Here is a 20367-nt window from a genome sequence, read left to right as displayed (position 1 = left end):
CTATAGATACTTTAAATTTGACCCTAATTAATATCAGGAATAGCCTTGATTCAGATCAATTTTGAGTGTGGTTTTATTCTTGACTTGGTTTTGGTTTTCCATTCCCCAGTTAAAACGCTCCAGCGCTTAAAAAGTACGGTAGTGCTGTGCCCTTTTTAGGGAGTTCCCCCGTACATGTGACTCACAACGCAAGGTTAACAAGCCATTATGGATATCAAACAACTTAAATATCTCATCGCACTTGAACAGACCAAACACTTTGGTCAAGCCGCCGCATTGTGCCACATTACGCAGCCTACCTTGTCCATGAGAATCCGAAGCTTAGAGGAAGAACTCGATCTCGAATTAATCCAAAGAAGTCAAAGATTTGAAGGATTTACTGAAGCCGGAGAACGCATTTTAGCTTGGGCAAAAACCGTCTTAGCAGCTCATGATGGATTGCAAGCCGAAGCCGCCAACTGCCGTGGTCAGTTGGTAGGCTCTCTTCGGCTTGGAATGGTGCCACTCGCCAGCCAAAACCCTATGCAATTGCTCAAACCATTAGCTCAACAGTTCCCTGAGTTACGCTTTCAAATACTCTCCATGACGACCGAACAGATCATAGACCAACTCAATCGCAATCAACTTGATTTGGGGATGTGTTATGTCGATCAAGTCAACACCGCTTACTTCGATGTTATCGAACTAGATTCAACCAAACTTGGCGTTTTATTCGATGAGCGTCATTTTGATTTTGCCGAATCTGAAGTGTTGTGGGAGTCACTCAATAACATTCCGCTAGGGCTGCTTTCGAAGGGCATGCACTATCGCCACTCAATTGATCTTAGCTTTGTGAGTAAAGGGCTGGTTCCGCAAACCGTCATTGAAAGTAACTCAACCTTTCACTTGATCCAAGCAGTAACCAGTGGCCTTTGTTGCGCCATTATGCCGCTGAATTGTGGATTGGAAGAGTTGAACGATACGCTTCGCATTATCCCTATCGAAGAAGCCGCCGTTCACGCACCGCTAGGTTTGTTAAAGCGAAAACAAGAACCCTTCTCCGCGCTAACCGATCAGTGCTTCGCAGAAGCAAAAAACATATTCAATCGATAACAAGAATCCACACGTCAACTTTTGGCATACATAACGGCTTATGAGGTGATTTCATGAGATGTACTACTCAATCTTATTTTGAACTGTCCGATTTCAATCAAGCACCACCTCAACCAAGTGCGTTCAATTACCGAGAATTGATTGATGGCCGCCCAGTGCAACAAATGTCGTTGGCAAGTGAGTCAGCTTTAGCTATCAGCTATAACGGCATTAGCCAAGCGGTCATGATGGTGACGCCAGGCCATCTGGAAGACTTCGTGAAAGGATTTAGCCTAAGCACAGGCATCGTCCACGACTTCAAAGAGATCAAAGACATTGAAATTGGTGGCGATCACGAATCTCACTATGCGGAAGTGGAAATCAGCAACCGCGCTTTCTGGGCGTTAAAAACACAACGTCGGAATCTTGCAGGCACAACCGGATGCGGCATTTGTGGCGTCGAGGCTCTGGAACAAGCTTTGCCTGATTTGGCACCGCTAACACCGTCTCTTCCTCCGCGCTCCGATGTATTCGAAGGGCTGCGAGACAAAGTCGCACTGCATCAAGAAGCCGCACGTGAATCTGGCGCGTTACACGCCGCTTTATTTGCAGATTTACAAGGCAACATCAAGTTGTGCCGAGAGGACATCGGCCGTCACAACGCGCTAGATAAGTTGATTGGTGCATTGGCCAACAACCACATCGAGCCTCAAAGTGGCTTCGCTATCATGACAAGCCGTTGCAGCTTAGAGTTGATCCACAAGGCCGTTCGCGCGCGTATCCCCACTCTGGTTTGCTTATCTGCACCTACAGCGTTAACCGTCGAATGGGCAAGAAGAAACCATTTGAACCTAATTCACTTGCCAAAACACGGCTCGCCGCGTCTATACAGCCCTGCGCCTTAACACGTCAACCTAGCCGAATTCCTAATATTTCTAACAGAGACCTCCGGGTTTCTGTTGTTTGCTTCTCATTCCTAATTGATACTTAGCGACAAGCCACTATTCTCTCCAACCAAACGTGCTCACCCCTTGTCTGCACTAAGCTTACGCATATTAACCCGCTTGCATTTGAACGCTTTCCAATCCGATAAGAACCCAGTCAAAAACCCATAAATTAGTAAGGATTTTGTGTGACTCTTTTCACGCTTTTCCTCCTTCCTAGGCATTTCTAGGAATTTTTCCTATCCGATCTAGGCAACCATCTCATGTGCCTCACAAAACCACTCTCTAGAATTCCGCTCAGTCAAAGGTAACAAGAGCGCATAACGGTCTCCGTTGTGTTTCTAAAACAATTACAAGAGAGTTCATCATGTTAAAATTCCTCGAACAGGTGCGGAAGCCGACCCTCGATCTTCCTGTCGAAGTTAGAAGAAAGATGTGGTTTAAACCGTTCATCCAATCTTACTTGGTCGTATTCATCGGCTACCTAACCATGTACTTGATTCGTAAGAACTTCAATGTCGCGCAAAACGACATGATCTCAACTTACGGTTTGAGCATGACAGACCTAGGTCTTATTGGCCTTGGCTTCTCCATCACATACGGCATCGGTAAAACCGTTGTGTCTTACTACGCTGACGGTAAGAACACCAAGCAATTCCTCCCTTTTATGCTGATCCTTTCTGGTCTTGCAATGCTTGGTTTCAGCTTCAGCATGGGCGGCGGTAGTGCAAGCCTGTTCTTGATGGTGGCTTTCTACGCTCTAAGTGGTTTCTTCCAAAGTACTGGTGGCCCTTCTAGTTACTCAACCATTACAAAATGGACACCTCGTAACAAGCGCGGCTCTTACCTAGGCTTGTGGAACATGTCACACAACGTTGGTGGTGCGGGCGCAGCGGGTGTTGCTCTTTTCGGTGCTAACTACCTATTCGACGGCCACGTAATCGGCATGTTCGTGTTCCCTTCTATCATCGCGATCATCGTTGGCTTTATCGGTATGCGCTTTGGTAGCGACTCACCAGAAGCTTACGGTCTAGGTAAAGTAGAAGAACTTTTCGATGAAGCAGTGAGTGAAGAAGACACCGCCGCTGAAGAAAACCAGATGACCAAAAAAGAAATCTTTGTTGAATACGTTCTTAAAAACAAAGTTATCTGGCTACTTTGCTTTGCCAACATCTTCCTTTACATCGTTCGCATCGGTATCGACCAATGGTCAACGGTATACGCGTACCAAGAACTTGGTCTGTCAAAAGAAACGGCAATCTCTGGCTTTACTCTGTTCGAAGTTGGTGCGCTTGTGGGTACTTTGATGTGGGGTTACTTATCTGACCTAGCAAATGGTCGCCGCGCATTGGTTGCTTGTGTGTCTCTTGGTTTGATCATCGTATCGCTTGAGTTCTACCAACACGCAACAAATGAATTCATGTACTTGTCGTCTCTATTCGTACTTGGTTTCTTGGTGTTTGGTCCGCAACTTCTTATCGGTGTTGCAGCGGTTGGTTTTGTTCCTAAAAAAGCAATCAGTGTGGCTGACGGTGTGAAAGGTACATTCGCTTACCTAATCGGTGACAGCTTCGCGAAACTTGGTCTCGGTATGATTGCAGACGGTACACCAATCTTCGGTCTAACAGGCTGGAAAGGTACCTTCGCAGCCCTAGATACCTCCGCCATGATTTGTATTGTTTTGCTTGCTTTCGTTGCTATCGCGGAAGAGAAGAAGATTCGACACGCGAAGAAGCTTCAACTTGCACAAAACCAAGCCTAACTTCTCTGCGCGCTTTACTTCGGTAAAGCGCGCAAGATCATTAAAATGAGTTGATCAATTCAGTATCATTAAAGGTTTTTCTATTAGCTCCGTTTTGGGGCTTATTGTTGTTTATTGTCTGCTCTATTTGGTTGTAATGATGATTCATGTTGCTCTAGTTGATGATCACGTCATCGTGCGTTCTGGTTTCGCACAATTATTAAATTTAGAAAATGATATTACCGTTGTTGGTGAATTTGGTTCTGTCGCCGAAGCACGCACAGGCTTGCCTGCGGTACACCCACACGTCGTCATCCTAGATATTTCCATGCCCGATGAGAGCGGATTAAACTTACTGAGCGAAATTCCAACTGGCATTGCCTGTGTCATGCTAAGCGTGCACGACTCCCCTGCGATGGTGGAAAAATCACTAAAACTTGGTGCAAAAGGCTATCTAAGCAAACGCTGTAGCCCAGACGAACTTATTCAAGCTGTGAGAACCAGTGCGTCTGGCGGCTGCTATCTTACCTCCGACATTGCCATCAAACTGGCAACACCAAGTGACAAAGCGGCATCGCTTTGCCAGCTAACAAGACGCGAAAATGAAGTGTGCCAGCTTTTAGCCAAAGGGCTGGATGTAAAATCCGTCGCGGCAGAGCTTGGCTTGAGCCACAAGACCGTACACGTTCATCGAGCGAATGCCATCGACAAACTCGGCGTGAAAAACAACGTTGAGCTCGCCAAACTATTCTCTCAAGAGTCCTTTTAATGCGAGCCTATTCTGTCACAACGATTTGTGGCCTGTTTGTTATGGCCTGTGCTTGGTTCTGTTTGTGGGTGATCGCCTACTACTTTGTCAACGATCCAGAGCTCGCCATTCTGCTTTTCCCATTCGCCTTACGACTGGGGATTGCGCTGCACACTCGCACCGCTTACTGGCCAACAATCTACGTATCAGAATGGGCGCTGACAATTGCACTGGCGACCCTATTAGAGCAACCTCAATGGCTCACCGTGCTGATCGCCAGCGTTGCCAGCATCCCTGTCACACTGATTGCGAAAAAATACTACTACGGTGACCAAAACCGCCACTTAGCCGTCATGGGTATTGTGATCATCATTACCGCCTTCATCAACGTAATGGCGGTCGGCTTTCACGTGCCTTCTGTTTACATGGTGTGGTTAGCCAGTATTTCTGGTGGGCTGATGCTGGTTCCTATGTGCTACCTACTGTGGAATTACCTATTTCAAAGCCGATGGTCGCCTCTGACGTCGCATCTTTTGAACAACACTGTGGTGTTCAGCATTCGACACATAGTGTTTTACGCCGTACTTCTTATCGGCAGCATTCTAGTGCAAACGAGTTTGCCTGAAGAGTTAAAACGATTTGCGCCATTTTGTATGGCTATCCCAATCATCGTGCTGGCACTTCGTTACGGTTGGCAAGGAGCCCTGCTCGCCACCATGCTCAACAGCATTGCGCTGATTGCGGCTCGCAGCGGCGTATCGAATCTAGAAATCACCGATTTGTTGTTGTCTCTTTCAGCTCAAACCATCACTGGCATCATGCTGGGTTTGGCGGTGCAAAAGCAAAAAGATCTCAACCACAAACTGCGTGGCGAGCTATCCCGCAATCAAAATCTGTCTCGTCAACTTATCGAAGCGGAAGAATCGGTAAGACGCGACATTGCCCGCGAACTGCATGACGAAATCGGCCAGAACATTACCGCTATCCGTACTCAAGCCAACATCATCAAGCGCATCGATAACGCAGAAATGAGCGCACATTGCGCAGATACCATTGAGGGACTTTCTCTCAACGTGTACGACACCACTAAGCGACTGTTGAGCAAACTAAGACCCAAAATGCTGGATGATTTGGACTTAAAAGAATCCGTCGAGCAACTGACGCGAGAGATGGAATTCGCCAATCACGGAACAACTGTTCAACTGAACTGGCAAGGCGATTACACCAGCCTGAGTGACACACTCAAAGTCACCCTATTCCGTTTATGCCAAGAGTCATTAAATAACGCAGCCAAGTACGCAGAAGCGCAGTTGATCAATATTGAACTGACAATTGGAGAAGCTGCGGTGTCACTGATGATTCACGATGATGGTGTCGGCTTCAAAGTTCAGGACAGCATGAAAGGCATGGGCGTTCGCGGCATGCAAGAGCGTGTGCATGCATTGGGTGGGAAAATGGTTATCTACTCCACCAGCGATCAAGTGATCGGCACACAAATCAGCATTACTTTACCTAAGGTGTAACTCAAGATGTTTGGATTTTTACGTTCACCTAAATTTACTCAACCGAGTCTGAGCAACGAGCAAATCGACCAGCGTTACCGCCATTGGCGTTTGCACATTATGTTGGGGATGTACATCGGCTACGCAGGTTTCTACTTTACCCGTAAGACCTTTAACTACGCCGCACCAGCGATGATTACCGATCTTGGCTTAGATAAAGGCGATTTGGGTCTTATCGGTACGCTTTTCTACATTACTTACGGCTGCTCGAAGTTTATTTCCGGTACGATTTCAGATCGCTCTAACCCGCGTTATTTCATGGGATTAGGATTGATTGCGACAGGTCTGGTAAATATCGCGTTCGGTTTTTCTAGCTCACTCGCGGCTTTCATTACTCTGTGGATCTTAAACGCCTGGTTCCAAGGCTGGGGCTGGCCTTCATGCTCCAAGCTGTTAACCACTTGGTATTCACGCTCCGAGCGTGGCTTCTTATGGGCGATTTGGAACACCGCACACAACGTTGGGGGCGCGCTGATCCCTATTTGGGTGGGCTATTTAACGTTGCACTACAGCTGGCGTGAAGGCTTTATTCTACCCGGCATCATCGGGGTATTACTCGGCCTATTCGTTTGTTGGCGATTGCGCGACAAACCCACAACAATGGGCTTACCAAGTGTCGGACAATGGCGCAACGACGCACTAGAACTTGCGCAAGAAAATTACGGACGTGGCCTCACCTACCGCGAAATTCTGAAATCGTACGTATTTAACAACAAATACATCTGGCTGCTCGCGTTCAGTTATGTGTTGGTTTACATCGTCCGAACCGCAATCAATGACTGGGGAAACCTGTACTTAACAGAGCAGCATCACTATAGCCTGATTAACGCCAACGCTGCTCTGTCGATGTTTGAAATCGGTGGTTTTGTTGGTTCATTGGTTGCGGGTTGGGGCTCAGACAAACTCTTTGGCGGTAACCGTGGGCCAATGAACTTGCTGTTCGCGATTGGGATTTTCTTATCTGTCTCCGCGCTTTGGCTGATGCCTCTGACCAACTTTGCATTCCAAGCAGCGGGATTGTTCTCCATCGGCTTCTTTGTCTTTGGGCCACAAATGCTGATCGGTATGGCGGCGGCTGAGTGCTCTCACAAAGATTCTGCAGGCGCAGCAACAGGATTCGTGGGCTTGTTCGCCTACATGGGCGCAGCATTGTCTGGCTATCCACTGGCGTTAATTCTTGAAGAATATCATTGGACGGGTTTCTTCATCACTATTTCAGTTTGTGCAGCCGTCATTGGCCTTTTGTTGCTGCCATTTTTGCAAGCGCAACCATCACGAAAACCACTCGAACCAAAACCTCGGTTGTAAATCGACTTATCGCCCTTCGGGCAAATTGGCGAGTGACCTAACCGCGCTCGCCCTCCTTATTTAACGTATCTCTGCTCAATTTTTCTTCCGATTCAGTTCGGAGGGTTAACTATGGGAAAAATTCATGAATTTGAACACTATTTCATCGCATAGCTTCTTTCAAATGAACAACAAAATCCAAAACTATGCTTGGGGAAGCACCTCGTCTATTCACAATTTGTTTGGCTTTTCTAACGAAACGAATGAGCCTCAAGCAGAAGTATGGATGGGGACTCACCCAAACGGCTGCTCTGAAGTTCAGATTGAGCAAAACACGCTGCTTTTGTCTGAACTGATCAAACAAAACCAACCCGCTTACTTATCAGCAGAAACCGCAGCGAAATTTGGCGACCTGCCCTTTCTGTTTAAGATCTTAGCGGCCGAACACGCACTGTCGATTCAAGTTCACCCAAGCAAACAAGATGCCGAGGTAGGTTTCGAAAAAGAGCAAAGTGCTGGCATCCCACTAAACGCGAGCCATCGTAACTACAAGGATCCAAACCACAAACCTGAGTTGGTGTACGCGCTGACAAGTTACCAAGCCATGAACGGTTTTCGCTCGTATGCCGAGATTATTGAGGCATTTAGCCTTTGCGATATCGATGAGCTACGCGCGCCACTAGATGCATTCAAACACGAAGCCAACTCACAAGGTTTACGCGATTTCTTTGTGCACATTCTGACCATGGAAGGAGAAACAAAAGAGCGAGCACTGAAACAGCTTCTTGCCCACGCTTCACGTCAATCGGAGCAAGGCACTGACAGCGATGTTTTCCAGCTCATCTTGAATCTATCCACTCAATACCCCGGCGATGTCGGCTTGTTTGCGCCATTACTGTTGAATGTCATCACGCTGCAACCTGGCGAAGCGATGTTCCTGAGCGCAAGAACGCCACACGCTTACATTAAAGGAACGGGATTAGAGATCATGGCGAACTCAGATAACGTTTTGCGTGCAGGACTCACGCCGAAACATATGGATGTTGAAGAACTGGTTAAATGCACAGACTTTGTGCCTAAGCCGTTTAACAGCCTTGTTCTAGAACCCAATGCCAATGGTTGCCAGAGCCTTTATCCCGTTCCAGTGGCAGACTTTAGTTTCAGCATTCTTAACCAACCGAACAATGAAGTGGTTGAGGCTAACAGCGCAGAGATTTTGATGGCGATTGATGCCGACCTGACACTCATCAGTGATAACGGTGAGACATTAACCGCCGCGAAAGGACAATCGGTATTTGTTCCTGCTTACATTGGCCATTACTGTATTCAAAGTGCGGGACGAGTGGCTCGCGCCTTTAACTAACTTCTGAATAACGGATTCAAGCTAGCGTCTGACCCAAGGGACTGGGTTAGACAATTTATTCCTCTCATAGATTGAGCCTGTCCGGTTTTAAGACACTCATTCTTACACCTTATCGACTCAAAGCCGCTGCGGTCTAAACCACCGAAGTTCTCTGAGAACCCTAGATTCCTCTATTCACTGCAACATTCATTGTCAAAACCCATTTATTTCCGGTAAATTCGCCGCTCCAATATCAAATCACTTGGATAATAAAGGCGCTTGCACAGTGGTATTTGTTGCAAAACGTATAATCAACGTTGTAATCAAAGCCTCAATCACTACAATCTCTGGTTCGATTTTTCAGTTAACGTTTGTATGCCGAAGTTAAACCAAGATAACCCTGTTCAAAGCTCCGCCCTTTCCGATATCGAAACCAGCAGTAAGATTCAATCGGCATTAGAACCGAAGTTTCACAAGCCAGAGAAGCGTCTCTGCTTAAGCCCTGGCCTATCGGATAAGCATTTGGCGCGCCGTTGGCAAGTATTGGAACAAGTGACCAATAAAGATCATCTTCTTGATCCTTTCACGCAGTCACATTGCGACGCTTACTCCAACAACATCGAGCACTTCATTGGTACTGTCAATGTGCCGGTCGGCATCGCAGGCCCTTTGCGCGTCAACGGTTTGTATGCGAACGATGACTTTTTGGTTCCGCTCGCAACGACAGAAGCCGCGTTAGTCGCTTCCTACAACCGTGGCGCAAATCTTATTACCGCCGCTGGTGGCGCAAGCGCATTGTTACTGAGTGAAGGGGTGAGCCGAACACCAGTGTTCGCCTTTAATAACCTTGCCGACGCTGGCCAGTTCGTCAGTTGGGTTGTGACCCAATTTGAAGTATTTCGTCAAATAGCGGAATCCACCACCTCACATGGCAAACTCAAAGATATCAATGTAAATATCGAAGGAAACCACGTTTATTTGGTCTTTGAATACGTGACCGGTGACGCTTCCGGACAAAACATGGTGACCATCGCAACAAACGAAGTGTTCCATCATATTTTGGCGACCAGCCCAATCAAACCAACTCAAGCATTCTTGGATGGCAACTTATCAGGCGACAAAAAACCAAACGCGCACACGCTGCGCTCGGTACGCGGTAAGAAAGTATCCGCCGAAGTGACCATTCCAGCAGAGTTGGTGGAAAAATATCTACATACAACGCCGGAGTCTATGGTTCAATTTGGCAAAATGACCACGGTGGGCGGTTTACTCAGCGGGACAATTGGCGTCAACGCGCATTACGCAAACGCTCTTGCCGCGCTGTACATTGCTTGCGGTCAAGATGCAGCTTGCGTTGCAGAGTCTGCCATTGGTATCACTCGTATGGATGTGGACGCTCAAGGCAACTTGTACGCGTGCGTGACCTTGCCAAACATCATGGTGGGAACGGTTGGCGGGGGCACTGGCCTTCCTACGCAAAAAGCATGTTTGGATATTTTAGGTTTGCACGGCAACGGCAAAGCGAAAGCCTTAGCCGAAGTCGCAGCTGCGCTTTGTCTGGCTGGCGAACTCTCGATTGTTGGCGCATTTTGTGCCGATCACTTCTCCCGAGCTCATCATAAATTAGCGCGTAAATAACTGACTCGCCGCTCAGAGAAGACCTTTTGTTTTTCTCTGAGCGCTGAACTTCTGCGGGGCACTTATTCAGATCCTTCTCTTCGATAATTTTCTTTCATGGCTCATTCGTTTTAAACACCGAGTTCGCTCTCATCGATAAAGCCGCCTCTTTACATTGGGTAAAATTGACCGTCAGTTCCGTATCTGTTCACAATTATTCTCTTTCTTACGCGGTTTTTCTTTCTTTTTGTCTATACATAAAATTCAGTAAGTTATCTCAAATTACCAATTCCTGTCGTTACAAAATCGTACTATTTTCAGTAATTGTGTTTTTTATTAGTCACTTATAGCGACTATACTCACCTCTGCAGCTGCTTGATTTTTCTAAATTTATTTTAAAGCTCACACGAGCGTCACTACTCCCGTTAAATGGATTTAAGTCGTTCCTTTGGGTAAGCGAGTTAACTATGAGACGTCAGAAACAAAATGGAATTTCTTGTTGGGTGCTAGGATTCTTAGCCATGCTGCTCTGCTATGCAGGGCCCGTTTCCTCAGAAGAGGATTCCGCTAACTTCATCAATGCGCGCTTTCTTTATCAAAGTACGTTTGGACCAACGCCAGCCTTGATTGATCAAGTCGAAGAAGTTGGCATTGAAAGTTGGATCAAACAACAACTTCTTCTTCCGGCGACCTATCATCGTCCTCTCTACGACACTCCTTTTAGCAAAGGAGCACAAGCAAATCGAGAAAATGCTTGGTATCAAATTGTTCTCACATCAGAAGACCAGCTTCGTCAGCGAATGGCATTTGCGTTAAGCCAAATACTCGTGGTCTCGCGCTATGGCGGAGCACTATCGAGCAAGCCAACAGGCCTAGTGGACTACTACGATGTGTTGGTGAAGCATGCCTTTGGCAACTATCGTGATCTTCTACACGAAGTGGCTATTCACCCGGCGATGGGCAACTACCTATCGATGATGGGCAGCACTAAGGAAAATACTTCAACAGGCGCGCTACCGGATGAAAACTTTGCCAGAGAACTGATGCAGCTTTTTACGTTAGGACTTTACGAGCTAAACCTTGATGGCAGTGTAAAACGTGATCCTAAAACCGGAAAACCGCTGCCGACCTACTCTCAAACTGATATCCAAGAACTGGCCCGTGCGCTAACTGGTTGGAAAAATTCAGACACGGCATTTGTTGAACCCATGCGCGTGATAAACAGCCGACATGACACCAACGAAAAAACCGTGTTGGGAACAACCATTCCTGCGGGTTTGACCGCCCAAGAAGAGCTCTCACAAGTGCTGGATATATTGATGTCTCATCCTAACATTGCGCCATTTGTGTCGAAGTTTTTGATTCAACGATTCGTCTCTTCTAACCCAAGCCCGGAGTACGTTGCGCGAGTTGCTCGCGTATTCAACAACAACGGAAAAGGGGTTAAAGGTGATTTAAGCGCAGTGATCCGCGCGGTTTTACTTGATAACGAAGCCATGGGGTTAACCAACACGCCGCCAATGAAAGTGAAAGAGCCCATTTTGGTGCTCACCAACTTCCACCGAGCCGCAGGCTTTACACTTACCGCTGCGCGCTATGACGGAGCAACAACAGTGATGAACACCGCAGAACAAGGCGCACTGCGTTCTCCTTCGGTATTCAACTTCTACTCGCCAGACTATCAACCTTCGAATGAGTTTGTGCAGTCAGGCATGGTGTCACCCGAATACGAATTGCTCGATTGGTCAGTGTATACCGATCTGGTCAATTTCATGCTTAGTAGCACTCGCTCGGGTGGTGGCGATACTTATACGCTGGACTTTAGCGAACTGTATTCCCTACTCGATGATCACGAAGCTCTCGTTGAGCGTGTCGATGAACGATTCTTTGCGGGCACGGCTTCGCCTGAACTCAAAGCGCTTTTGCTAGAAGTGTCGGATGAGTATCGAACCGATTACGTACCAACAACAAAACTCGCACTCGTTATCTTTACTGCGATTTCTGGCGATGAATTTTACATTCAGGATTAGGGGGGAATTATGGACATTTCGAGACGCAACTTTCTAAAAAGCACCGCATCGTTTGGGGCGATCGCATCACTCGGATTGCCGGGTTATTCACTTGCCGCGCCTTCAAATGATTTCCGAGCGCTAATCTGTGTGTACTTAGCTGGCGGAAACGACGCGATTAATACCATATTGCCGCTATCTGATTTTCACTACAACCAGTACGCCAATGTGAGAGGATCTCTTTCTGTTGCCAAAAATACCATTATTCCCATCGGATTGAATGCCCACGACGCAAACAACAACGCCGTTCCGCTTGGGCTGCATCCTAAGTTGTCGGCACTTGCTCCACTATTCCAACAAGGCGATGCTAATTTGGTGCTCAATAGCGGCATTCTCAACCAACCTGTGACAAAACAAGCCATCGAACAAGGTGATGTTCCATTGCCAGAGCAGCTGTTTTCTCACAATTCACAGACCGCATCTTGGCTGCGCGGTGGGATGGATGCTTCTACGAATTTAGGTTGGGCTGGACGCATGCTCGATGTGCTAACGTCAGACGCTCAAATTACTCCGCTGTATAGTGTGCATGGCGATACGTTATGGTTGAAGGCAATGGAGCACCGTCAGACCGTACTCAAAAAAGACAAAGCGGTTCAATTGACGGCGGTTGGAAATCCAGTTTACGAAGAGATTTATCAAAAACTGCTCTCACAAAGCGCAGATAACCCGTTCAGTGGGCATTTTAATTTGATGGTCGACGAATCCATGATGATGAGCAACATCCTTGCGGAGCAACTGAAACTGATCGACGACGCGCCTTTATTCTCCTCTTCTACGCTCGGCAAACAAATGCAGACCGTTTACAAGTTGATCGCCAGCCAGAGTGCGCTTAGTCAGCAGCGACAAGTGTTCTTTGTAAAACATACAGGATACGACTTACATGACTCGCAGCTCGCGCGACACCCTTTGTTACTCGAAGATCTCGCCACCAACCTAAATGCCATGTATCGCGCAGTTGATAAGCTCGGTATGAGTAAAAACGTGACCACGTTTACGATGTCTGACTTTGGTCGACGAATGACCAATAATGGTAACGGTACCGATCACGGCTGGGGCGGTCATCAGTTATTGATAGGTGGTGCGGTAAATGGCAGTGCGCCGATCGGTACGTGGCCAGAGTTAACACTTGGAGGGCAAGATGATTACTCAAAAGGTCGATTGATTCCGGCTATTGCCGCAGACCAAGTTGGCTCAACTCTCGCACAGTGGATGGGCGTGAGTGACAATGCCGCATTGGAATACGTATTCCCGAACATCCGTAATTTCACCACATCTAACCTTGGCTTTATGGCTTAAGCTAAGTGGCTTAGTTTCGTTTATTTAATTGTCAAAAAGGGAGCGCAATGCTCCCTTTGCAATATCATCTATGTTAACGAACGTTCATTAAACTTCGTCACGACGACGTTCGTTACAAAGCTTGATAGCGCGCTCAAGTAACTCTAGCGCGGATTGCTCACACTCAGGCAAAGCCGCATCACTTTCACCAATTGGCGTTACGCGGTCACCCCACTTCAGCACTGCAGCCCCCCACGTCAAACCTGCACCAAACGCAGCCAGAAGCATGTTATCGCCAGGATTTACTCGGCCTTGCTCTACTGCTTCACACAATGCAATTGGCACCGTTGCCGCAGAGGTATTGCCGTAGTTTTGAATGTTCACAAACGCTTTGTCTTGAGGAATACCGGAAAGGTCGCACAGCGTTTGAATAATACGGATGTTCGCTTGATGCGGAATCACCACATCAATTTGTTCCGTCGTCAACTGAGATGCTTTCAGTACGGTTTTCGCCGCTAGGCCCATGCCTTTCACTGCGCGTTTGAAGATCTCTTGACCCACAAAGTTGAAATCCCAGTAACCGTTATCTTCCGCAAAGCGGTCCATACAGGTACCAAACTTCGGCACAGAAAGAATATCGCGACCTTTGGCATCACAACCAATTTGCGATTGCAGCAAGCCCGTTTCTTTCTCTGTGCGAGATAGAACCACCGCGCCCGCGCCGTCACCAAATAGAACCGCGGTATCACGCATCGCCCAGTCAATGTAGAAAGATAAGCGTTCCGCACCGATGATGATGGCGTGTCGGTAGTTACCGGACTGAATCAAACGCGTGCCCGTTTCTAGGCCGTATACAAAACCGGTACATGCTGCGTTTAAGTCAAAAGCCGCCGCTGAGCGAATGCCCAGATTTTGCTGCACTTTAGACGCAATGTTTGGAATAAGTGAATCAGGAGAGCACGTTGCAACAATGATTAGGTCGATTTCGCTTGCTTCAACGCCTGCTCTTGCCAACGCATGCTGAGCGGCTACTGTCGCCATATCTGAAGTATTTACATGACTAATACGGCGATTTTCGATACCTGTTCGGGTGCGAATCCACTCATCTGAAGTATCAAGGAAAGTGCTAAGATCATCGTTAGAGAGCACGGTTGGCGGAACACATTTCCCCCAACCTGTAATTTCAGCGTAGTAATTTGTCATCGCAGACCTATTTATTGTTGTATTTTAATGAAATATCTAAGAACCTGATCCGGTTCTATTATAAAACTTGCTATTCCATAAAATTTGCAAGTAAAAAGAAAGTATACGCATTATGAAGCTGACTGATAAGTCATGTTTTCATCAAGTTGTTATAAAGGAAGAAGTCATGTCATCGTTTAAAACTCGTTGCCCATCTTGTGGCGGTTTAAATCGTGTCCCTAATGAGCGTGTTGCAGAATCTGCAACGTGCGGTAAATGTAAGAGCCCGCTTTTAGATGGCGCGCCTATTGAAGGTACACTCGATAACTTTTCTGCACTATTAGAAAGCTCAACGCCAGTTGTTGTCGATTTTTGGGCTCCATGGTGCAATCCGTGCGTCGGCTTTGCTCCTGTTTTCTCGGATGTCGCGCAAGAACAAGCAGGAACGGCTCGTTTTGTAAAGATTGATACTGAAGCCCAGCAACAGCTTGCGGCGCAGTTTGGTATTCGCAGCATTCCAACCATCATGGTATTTAAGAACGGTCAGCGCGTTGATATGCTGAATGGTGCGCTGCCTAAATCGCAGTTTGATCAATGGTTAAATCAAGCACTTACAAAATAATCCCAACCTTGAGCCTGCCAGTCTGGCAGGCTTTTTTATGCAGCAAATTGCCATATAATCTCGACAAATTTTATTTGTCGATACGACACAAATTTATCATTTTACATACCTACTAATTAGCCTCATATTCGCGCCGAATAACCCCCAGATTTCTCTTAATTTATAGGCGCAAAACATTGGAAAACACAGTCGTTTCTGCAGCATCACCACGAGTTACAGTTCCAGTCGTCGCACTGTCTCTTTACGCGGTTGCTTCAGGCTATTTGATGAGCTTGATCCCACTCATGCTCGGCGAATACAACATCTCTGCTGATTACGCGAGTTGGTTGGCGAGCGTGTTTTATGGCGGCTTGTTGATTGGTGCCATGTTTATCGAACGCATTGTTCGCAATGTTGGCCACCGCAAAGCATTTATTGGCTGTTTGGCTGCCTTTTCGCTCACCATCGTTGCCCTACCAGCATTCCCGAATGGCCTAGTTTGGCTCGTTGCGCGCTTTATTGCTGGTGTCGCGGTTGCTGGTGTATTCGTGATCGTTGAATCCTGGTTGATGTCAGGCGACGAAGCATCACGCGCAAAACGCCTAAGCCTATACATGCTTTCTCTGTACGGCGGCTCGGCTCTAGGTCAATTTGGTATTGGCGTTCTTGGCGTAAGTGGCGGCGTACCCTTTGTTGCGATTACAACATTGATCCTAATGGCGATGCTGGTACTGATGTTTATTGATTGCGAACAACCGAACAGCCATGAATCGACTTCATTGTCATTCAAACAGATTGCAAAACTCAATCATGCAGCGATCATCGGTTGCGTCGTATCTGGTTTAACCTTGGGTGCGATTTACGGCCTTATGCCTGTTGAATTGGCGAACCGTAAAATTACCCACCAAGACATTGGTACGCTTATGGCGTTGGTGATCCTTGGCGGCATGTTGGTTCAACCTATGGTGACCACATTAAACAAATACATGAGCCGAACAGTCTTAATGGCGTTCTTCTGTATTTTGGGTATTTTCTCTATCGGTTTGACGTTCATCTCTACGTCTACCGCAGTGTTGGCGGCGTCGCTTTTCCTATTGGGCATGGCCACGTTTGCTCTATACCCAGTGGCAATCAACCTCGGCTGTGAAGGACTTGATGAACGCTTTATTGTCTCTGCAACTCAAGTCATGCTGTTTAGCTACAGCGTAGGCTCAGTAGCAGGCCCAGTGGTCGCTGACAAATTTATGGGCCAAGTACACGGCTTGTTGGGTTACTTGTTTGCGGCTTTGGTAGCAACATGCGTTTACATGTTGCTTGCAGCGAGCAAAACCAAACAGCAAATGGCTGCGGGCCTATAAAGCTAAAACAACCAAATGACCATTGAAAACGAGGGCTATCTGCCCTCGTTTTTTTATGCGTTTTCCATTAACTGCTTTCGATAACGTGTTGGTGAAATGCCGTAGAACTTCTTAAATCGATGCGTAAAGTTGTACGGGTCTCGGTACCCCAATCGATTGGCAATCATCGCAATTGACCACGCCCGGTATTGCAACAAGTCAGCTGCTTTGTGCATTCGCAGCTCGATCAACTTGCTCCTCGGACTCATATTGAAGAGCTGTTTCGACAAACGGTTTAGCTGTTCTTCACTAATAAAACATCGCTTCGCCATTTCACTGACAGTCCAAGGCAAATGCAGTTGCCCTTCTATCTCATTAAACAAGGTCTGAACACGCGAAAGCGACGTACTGATTGGCGTTTCCACACTTTGCACCAACCGTTGAACTTCACTGATCAATAACTGACGAAAACCAGAGCGTCCGCCGATTTCGTTGTAGATCAAGGTCATCAACGACCAAATCTGTTCTGAGCCACGAAATGGAATCACGCACTGGCCAAGATCATTGAGATGATGCCATGCAGGTGCATTTTGCGGCAGCAACCAGACCATTTTCCAACTTCCCAAGCGCGGGTTGATCTCGAAACGAAAGCAAGTGTCTACGGGCAAGATGGTCAGCGTATATGGTTCGATCTCCTTAACGCAGTTCGGCGTAATCAACACACCGCCGCCTTCTAACGTGAATAACAACGTATGCACGCCCACCTTGTCACGCTCAACATGATAACCGTCGTGCAGCTCAGCCAATCCCGCCATAAAAATATCGGCACGTTGCCATTCTGGAATTTCCGTTAGCGTAAGAAAACGTTCTTTGCACGCAGGCGCAAGGTAGACGTCATCGTGCCACTCATGTTGAGGAGAGAATTGACCAATGACGGATTTGCACAGGTTTTGTCGATTTTCGAACATGTATTTATGCCTCGGTTGGTTTTATATTCCCCCACAAACTGAGGAGTGACTATGACGAACAATACTGACATCAAAAACCAAACAAATCCTATGTCTGGCGACTTGTTACGTCAGATTATTCGCTTAGGTTTTCCGGTCGCAATCCAAAGCGCGCTTGTCGCGATATTGGCATTGGCTGATGTTCTCATGGTTAGTGACTTTGGTAAAGAAGCGACAGCGGCTGTGGGAATTGCGTCAAAATGGCATTTCGTGGCGATCATGATCATGGCCGGTCTAGCCTCTGCCAACGGCACGCTCGTTGCTCAATATTGGGGGCGAAATGATGCCGTCAGTGCCAAAACCGTCACTGGTATCGCCATCCGATTTGGCTTAAAAGTGCTTATCCCAGTGACGTTGATCATCACGCTTGGTAGCGAACTCATCATGCGTTTACAAACCAGCGATACACGAGTGATTGAGTTGGGTGCGACTTACTTGTGGTATGCGTTTCCGGTGCTGTTGCTTACGCATATCGTCATCGTGCTCGAAGCCAGCATGCGCTCCTCGGGAGACACCGTCACTCCGCTATTAATGGGTGCAATGACCATCGTCCTTAATATTGGTTTGAATTTCTGGTTAATCAAAGGCGGCTTTGGCATCCCAGCAATGGGGGTCGCTGGTGCGGCATTCGCTACGACCATTTCTCGTTTGTTCCAAGTACTCGCCATGATTGCCTACATGCGTTGGCGGAAGCACTGGTTGCTGGAAGTAAAAGAAGGCTCTGAACGCCCTTCGCTGTGGCTGTCTTATCGTCGTCTTGCGCTGCCAATGACGCTAGGTGCGCTACTTTGGGCAATCGGCACCATGGTTTATCAGATGATTTTTGGCCACATGGGGACAACCGAATTGGCGGTGTTTAGCATGCTCGGCCCATTTGAATCACTCTGTTACTCGATTTTCTTTGGGATCTCTGTGGCGTGCTCTGTGATGATTGGTCAATCCTTGGGGCGTGATGCCTTTGAGCAAGCTGAACACATGGCAAAATTCTTTATCAAAGCAGTCTTTGTGTTTGGTATTTCCATCGGCGCACTGTTGCTTCTTAATCGTGAGTTGATCATTGCAGCATTGAATTTGGACAACCCTGAGCTTTACCCACTCGCCGCCCCTGCGGTTATGATTTTGTGCTGCGCGATTTGGTTGCGTATGTTGAACATGATCATCATTAACGGGATTATTCGAGCTGGTGGCGACAACGTATTCTGCTTACGCATGGACTTTATCGCCATGTGGATGACAGGCTTGCCACTTTGTGCAATCGCTGCGTTTGTTCTTGGTTGGGAGTTTAAGTACGTGTATGCACTGATGATTGCAGAGGAAGTCGTTAAGTTGGCGTTGTGTTATCGTCGATATACGCAAAAGTATTGGATAAAGAATCTAACCGTCATTACGACTTCTTAGTATCGCGTTCTTCATTGATTCTTTTGTGGCGGTTCGATGCATTGGCAGCTGGTTTTTCAGGAACCTCGCGTTTCTCGTGCAGCAGGTGCCGAACTGCCAGAATCGGATGTTTGAGTAACATTCTCGGGCCTGAATAGCGCATCACTAAACGCATCTGTTCTTTAGGTTCGGGTTTATAGCAGTGGATTGGGCACTTGTTACACGTCGGTTTTTCTTCTCCGTATGGGCATCGATCCAATCGCACTTCCGCGTAATCAAGCAGTTCACGGCATTCACTGCACAGCGCATCTTTGGTTCCATGATGATCATGGCAATATACCTCCACCATCGCTTTGACGGTTTTAAATTCGGTGGCGAGTTTGCCAAGTAAAATATCGCTCATGGTATTGCCCAAAATCACAGTTGGAGAGTGTAGAGTTCTAAAGTTCGGCCATTATCATATTGCTGCTCAACACGTTCAAATTCGAAACCGAGTTTTTTCAGTAAACTTATACTACGAATATTATCATTATTCGTAATCGCGACCAGTTGACTAAGTTGCATCCCTTGCTTCGCGTACTCGACTACTGCCTTTGCCGCTTCTATAGCAAAACCTTGGCCGTAAGCTGAAGGAAGAAAACCATAGCCGATGTCGTAAGCGTTCAAGGTATCACGCTTCACTAACCCACAAATGCCTAACGGCTGTTTTGTCTGCTTATCTTCAACCACCAGCAAGCTCACACCTTTCTTTTCTTCCATACGCAACATGTTCTCTTTGATGTAACGAGCCGCTTCGTAATCGGTTCGCATTTGCTTATCCCCAACAAAGCGATAAAAGTCAGGGTGGTTGTAGAGCTCCAATATAAATGGCGCATCATCTACACTCACTAGACGCAGTATCAATCGTTCGGTGGTCAAAGTTTTCATACGAACTCCATTAAGGTTGTAACTTGGATGAAAAATCACTATCCTGCCCCGCTAAATTAAAGGACCAACACCATGAACCGCAAGAAGAAAATCAATCAGATCTTAAAAGCGAAGCAGAAGAAGCACAACGCGAAGCTGCATAAAAGCAACAAACCGCGCTACATCTCTAAAGCTGAGCGCGCGAAAATGGAAGCCGAAGAACAACAGCAATCTTCTGAAAACGTTGTAGAGACAGCAACTGCTGACCAAGCTTAAAAAGAAAAGCCGCATAATGCGGCTT

Annotated in this window: 18 protein-coding genes; 14 read left to right on the top strand and 4 right to left on the bottom strand. The window is 47.1% G+C overall.

The window, feature by feature from the left end; translation table 11 throughout:
- Window positions 1–207 precede the first annotated feature (207 nt).
- The 10 genes from UF05_RS14205 to UF05_RS14160 all read left to right on the top strand — a co-directional run bounded on the left by UF05_RS14205 (window position 208) and on the right by UF05_RS14160 (window position 13677).
- A complete protein-coding gene (locus UF05_RS14205; RefSeq protein WP_005460961.1) occupies window positions 208–1092 on the top strand; it encodes a LysR family transcriptional regulator in 885 nt (294 codons plus the stop codon).
- Between the two features lie 53 nt (window positions 1093–1145).
- Window positions 1146–1976, top strand: coding sequence for a formate dehydrogenase accessory sulfurtransferase FdhD (gene fdhD, locus UF05_RS14200; protein WP_017447522.1), 831 nt, complete (start codon window positions 1146–1148; stop codon window positions 1974–1976).
- A gap of 406 nt (window positions 1977–2382) precedes the next feature.
- Window positions 2383–3777, top strand: coding sequence for a hexose-6-phosphate:phosphate antiporter (gene uhpT, locus UF05_RS14195; protein ID WP_005479317.1), 1395 nt, complete (start codon window positions 2383–2385; stop codon window positions 3775–3777).
- Between the two features lie 139 nt (window positions 3778–3916).
- Complete coding sequence (gene uhpA, locus UF05_RS14190) at window positions 3917–4525, top strand: transcriptional regulator UhpA (protein ID WP_005486300.1); 609 nt, start codon at window positions 3917–3919, stop codon at window positions 4523–4525.
- Entirely contained in the window at window positions 4525–6027 is a 1503-nt protein-coding gene (gene uhpB / locus UF05_RS14185; RefSeq protein WP_005486302.1) for a signal transduction histidine-protein kinase/phosphatase UhpB, read from the top strand. Before uhpA ends, uhpB begins: the two co-directional genes overlap by 1 nt.
- A 6-nt stretch (window positions 6028–6033) precedes the next feature.
- Window positions 6034–7374, top strand: a complete 1341-nt coding sequence (locus UF05_RS14180; RefSeq protein WP_005394568.1) for an MFS transporter — start codon at window positions 6034–6036, stop codon at window positions 7372–7374.
- 124 nt (window positions 7375–7498) lie between these two features.
- Window positions 7499–8716 (top strand): mannose-6-phosphate isomerase, class I, encoded by a 1218-nt coding sequence (gene manA / locus UF05_RS14175; protein ID WP_045545392.1) that lies wholly within the window; start codon window positions 7499–7501, stop codon window positions 8714–8716.
- A gap of 354 nt (window positions 8717–9070) precedes the next feature.
- Entirely contained in the window at window positions 9071–10333 is a 1263-nt protein-coding gene (locus UF05_RS14170) for a hydroxymethylglutaryl-CoA reductase (RefSeq protein ID WP_025505086.1), read from the top strand.
- 446 nt (window positions 10334–10779) lie between these two features.
- Window positions 10780–12342, top strand: coding sequence for a DUF1800 domain-containing protein (locus tag UF05_RS14165; protein WP_025505088.1), 1563 nt, complete (start codon window positions 10780–10782; stop codon window positions 12340–12342).
- Window positions 12343–12351: 9 nt separating this feature from the next.
- Window positions 12352–13677 (top strand): DUF1501 domain-containing protein, encoded by a 1326-nt coding sequence (locus tag UF05_RS14160; RefSeq protein ID WP_024701967.1) that lies wholly within the window; start codon window positions 12352–12354, stop codon window positions 13675–13677.
- A gap of 87 nt (window positions 13678–13764) precedes the next feature.
- Here the strand turns inward: UF05_RS14160 and UF05_RS14155 are convergent, their stop codons facing one another.
- The gene (locus tag UF05_RS14155; protein WP_005498926.1) at window positions 13765–14859 is read right to left on the bottom strand and encodes a ketoacyl-ACP synthase III; all 1095 of its coding nucleotides are present in this window, start codon (window positions 14857–14859) and stop codon (window positions 13765–13767) included.
- A 166-nt stretch (window positions 14860–15025) separates the two neighbouring features.
- Here UF05_RS14155 and trxC point away from each other — a divergent pair, with 166 nt between their 5' ends.
- Window positions 15026–15460 (top strand): thioredoxin TrxC, encoded by a 435-nt coding sequence (gene trxC, locus UF05_RS14150; RefSeq protein ID WP_005486290.1) that lies wholly within the window; start codon window positions 15026–15028, stop codon window positions 15458–15460.
- 176 nt (window positions 15461–15636) lie between these two features.
- Entirely contained in the window at window positions 15637–16797 is a 1161-nt protein-coding gene (locus UF05_RS14145; RefSeq protein WP_005460918.1) for an MFS transporter, read from the top strand.
- A 53-nt stretch (window positions 16798–16850) separates the two neighbouring features.
- Here the strand turns inward: UF05_RS14145 and UF05_RS14140 are convergent, their stop codons facing one another.
- Window positions 16851–17744: a helix-turn-helix transcriptional regulator gene (locus tag UF05_RS14140; protein ID WP_045545391.1), complete on the bottom strand. Its 894-nt coding sequence runs from the start codon at window positions 17742–17744 to the stop codon at window positions 16851–16853.
- A 90-nt stretch (window positions 17745–17834) separates the two neighbouring features.
- Between UF05_RS14140 and UF05_RS14135 the strand changes: the two genes are divergently transcribed.
- Window positions 17835–19181 (top strand): MATE family efflux transporter, encoded by a 1347-nt coding sequence (locus UF05_RS14135; RefSeq protein ID WP_373416099.1) that lies wholly within the window; start codon window positions 17835–17837, stop codon window positions 19179–19181.
- Here the strand turns inward: UF05_RS14135 and UF05_RS14130 are convergent.
- Window positions 19168–19563 (bottom strand): nitrous oxide-stimulated promoter family protein, encoded by a 396-nt coding sequence (locus tag UF05_RS14130; protein WP_025505122.1) that lies wholly within the window; start codon window positions 19561–19563, stop codon window positions 19168–19170. The genes UF05_RS14135 and UF05_RS14130 overlap by 14 nt on opposite strands.
- Before the next feature lie 14 nt (window positions 19564–19577).
- Complete coding sequence (locus UF05_RS14125; RefSeq protein WP_021454441.1) at window positions 19578–20087, bottom strand: GNAT family N-acetyltransferase; 510 nt, start codon at window positions 20085–20087, stop codon at window positions 19578–19580.
- 72 nt (window positions 20088–20159) lie between these two features.
- On the opposite strand from UF05_RS14125, the gene UF05_RS14120 reads away from it, so the two are divergent.
- Window positions 20160–20342: a DUF2986 domain-containing protein gene (locus UF05_RS14120; protein WP_005480281.1), complete on the top strand. Its 183-nt coding sequence runs from the start codon at window positions 20160–20162 to the stop codon at window positions 20340–20342.
- The last annotated feature ends 25 nt before the right edge of the window (window positions 20343–20367 follow it).

Source organism: Vibrio sp. S457-15 (genome assembly GCF_000960545.1).
Classification (GTDB): Bacteria; Pseudomonadota; Gammaproteobacteria; order Enterobacterales; family Vibrionaceae; genus Vibrio; species Vibrio parahaemolyticus.
Note: the sequence above shows the minus strand (reverse complement) of the source record. Positions and strands in the feature narration are given on the sequence as shown.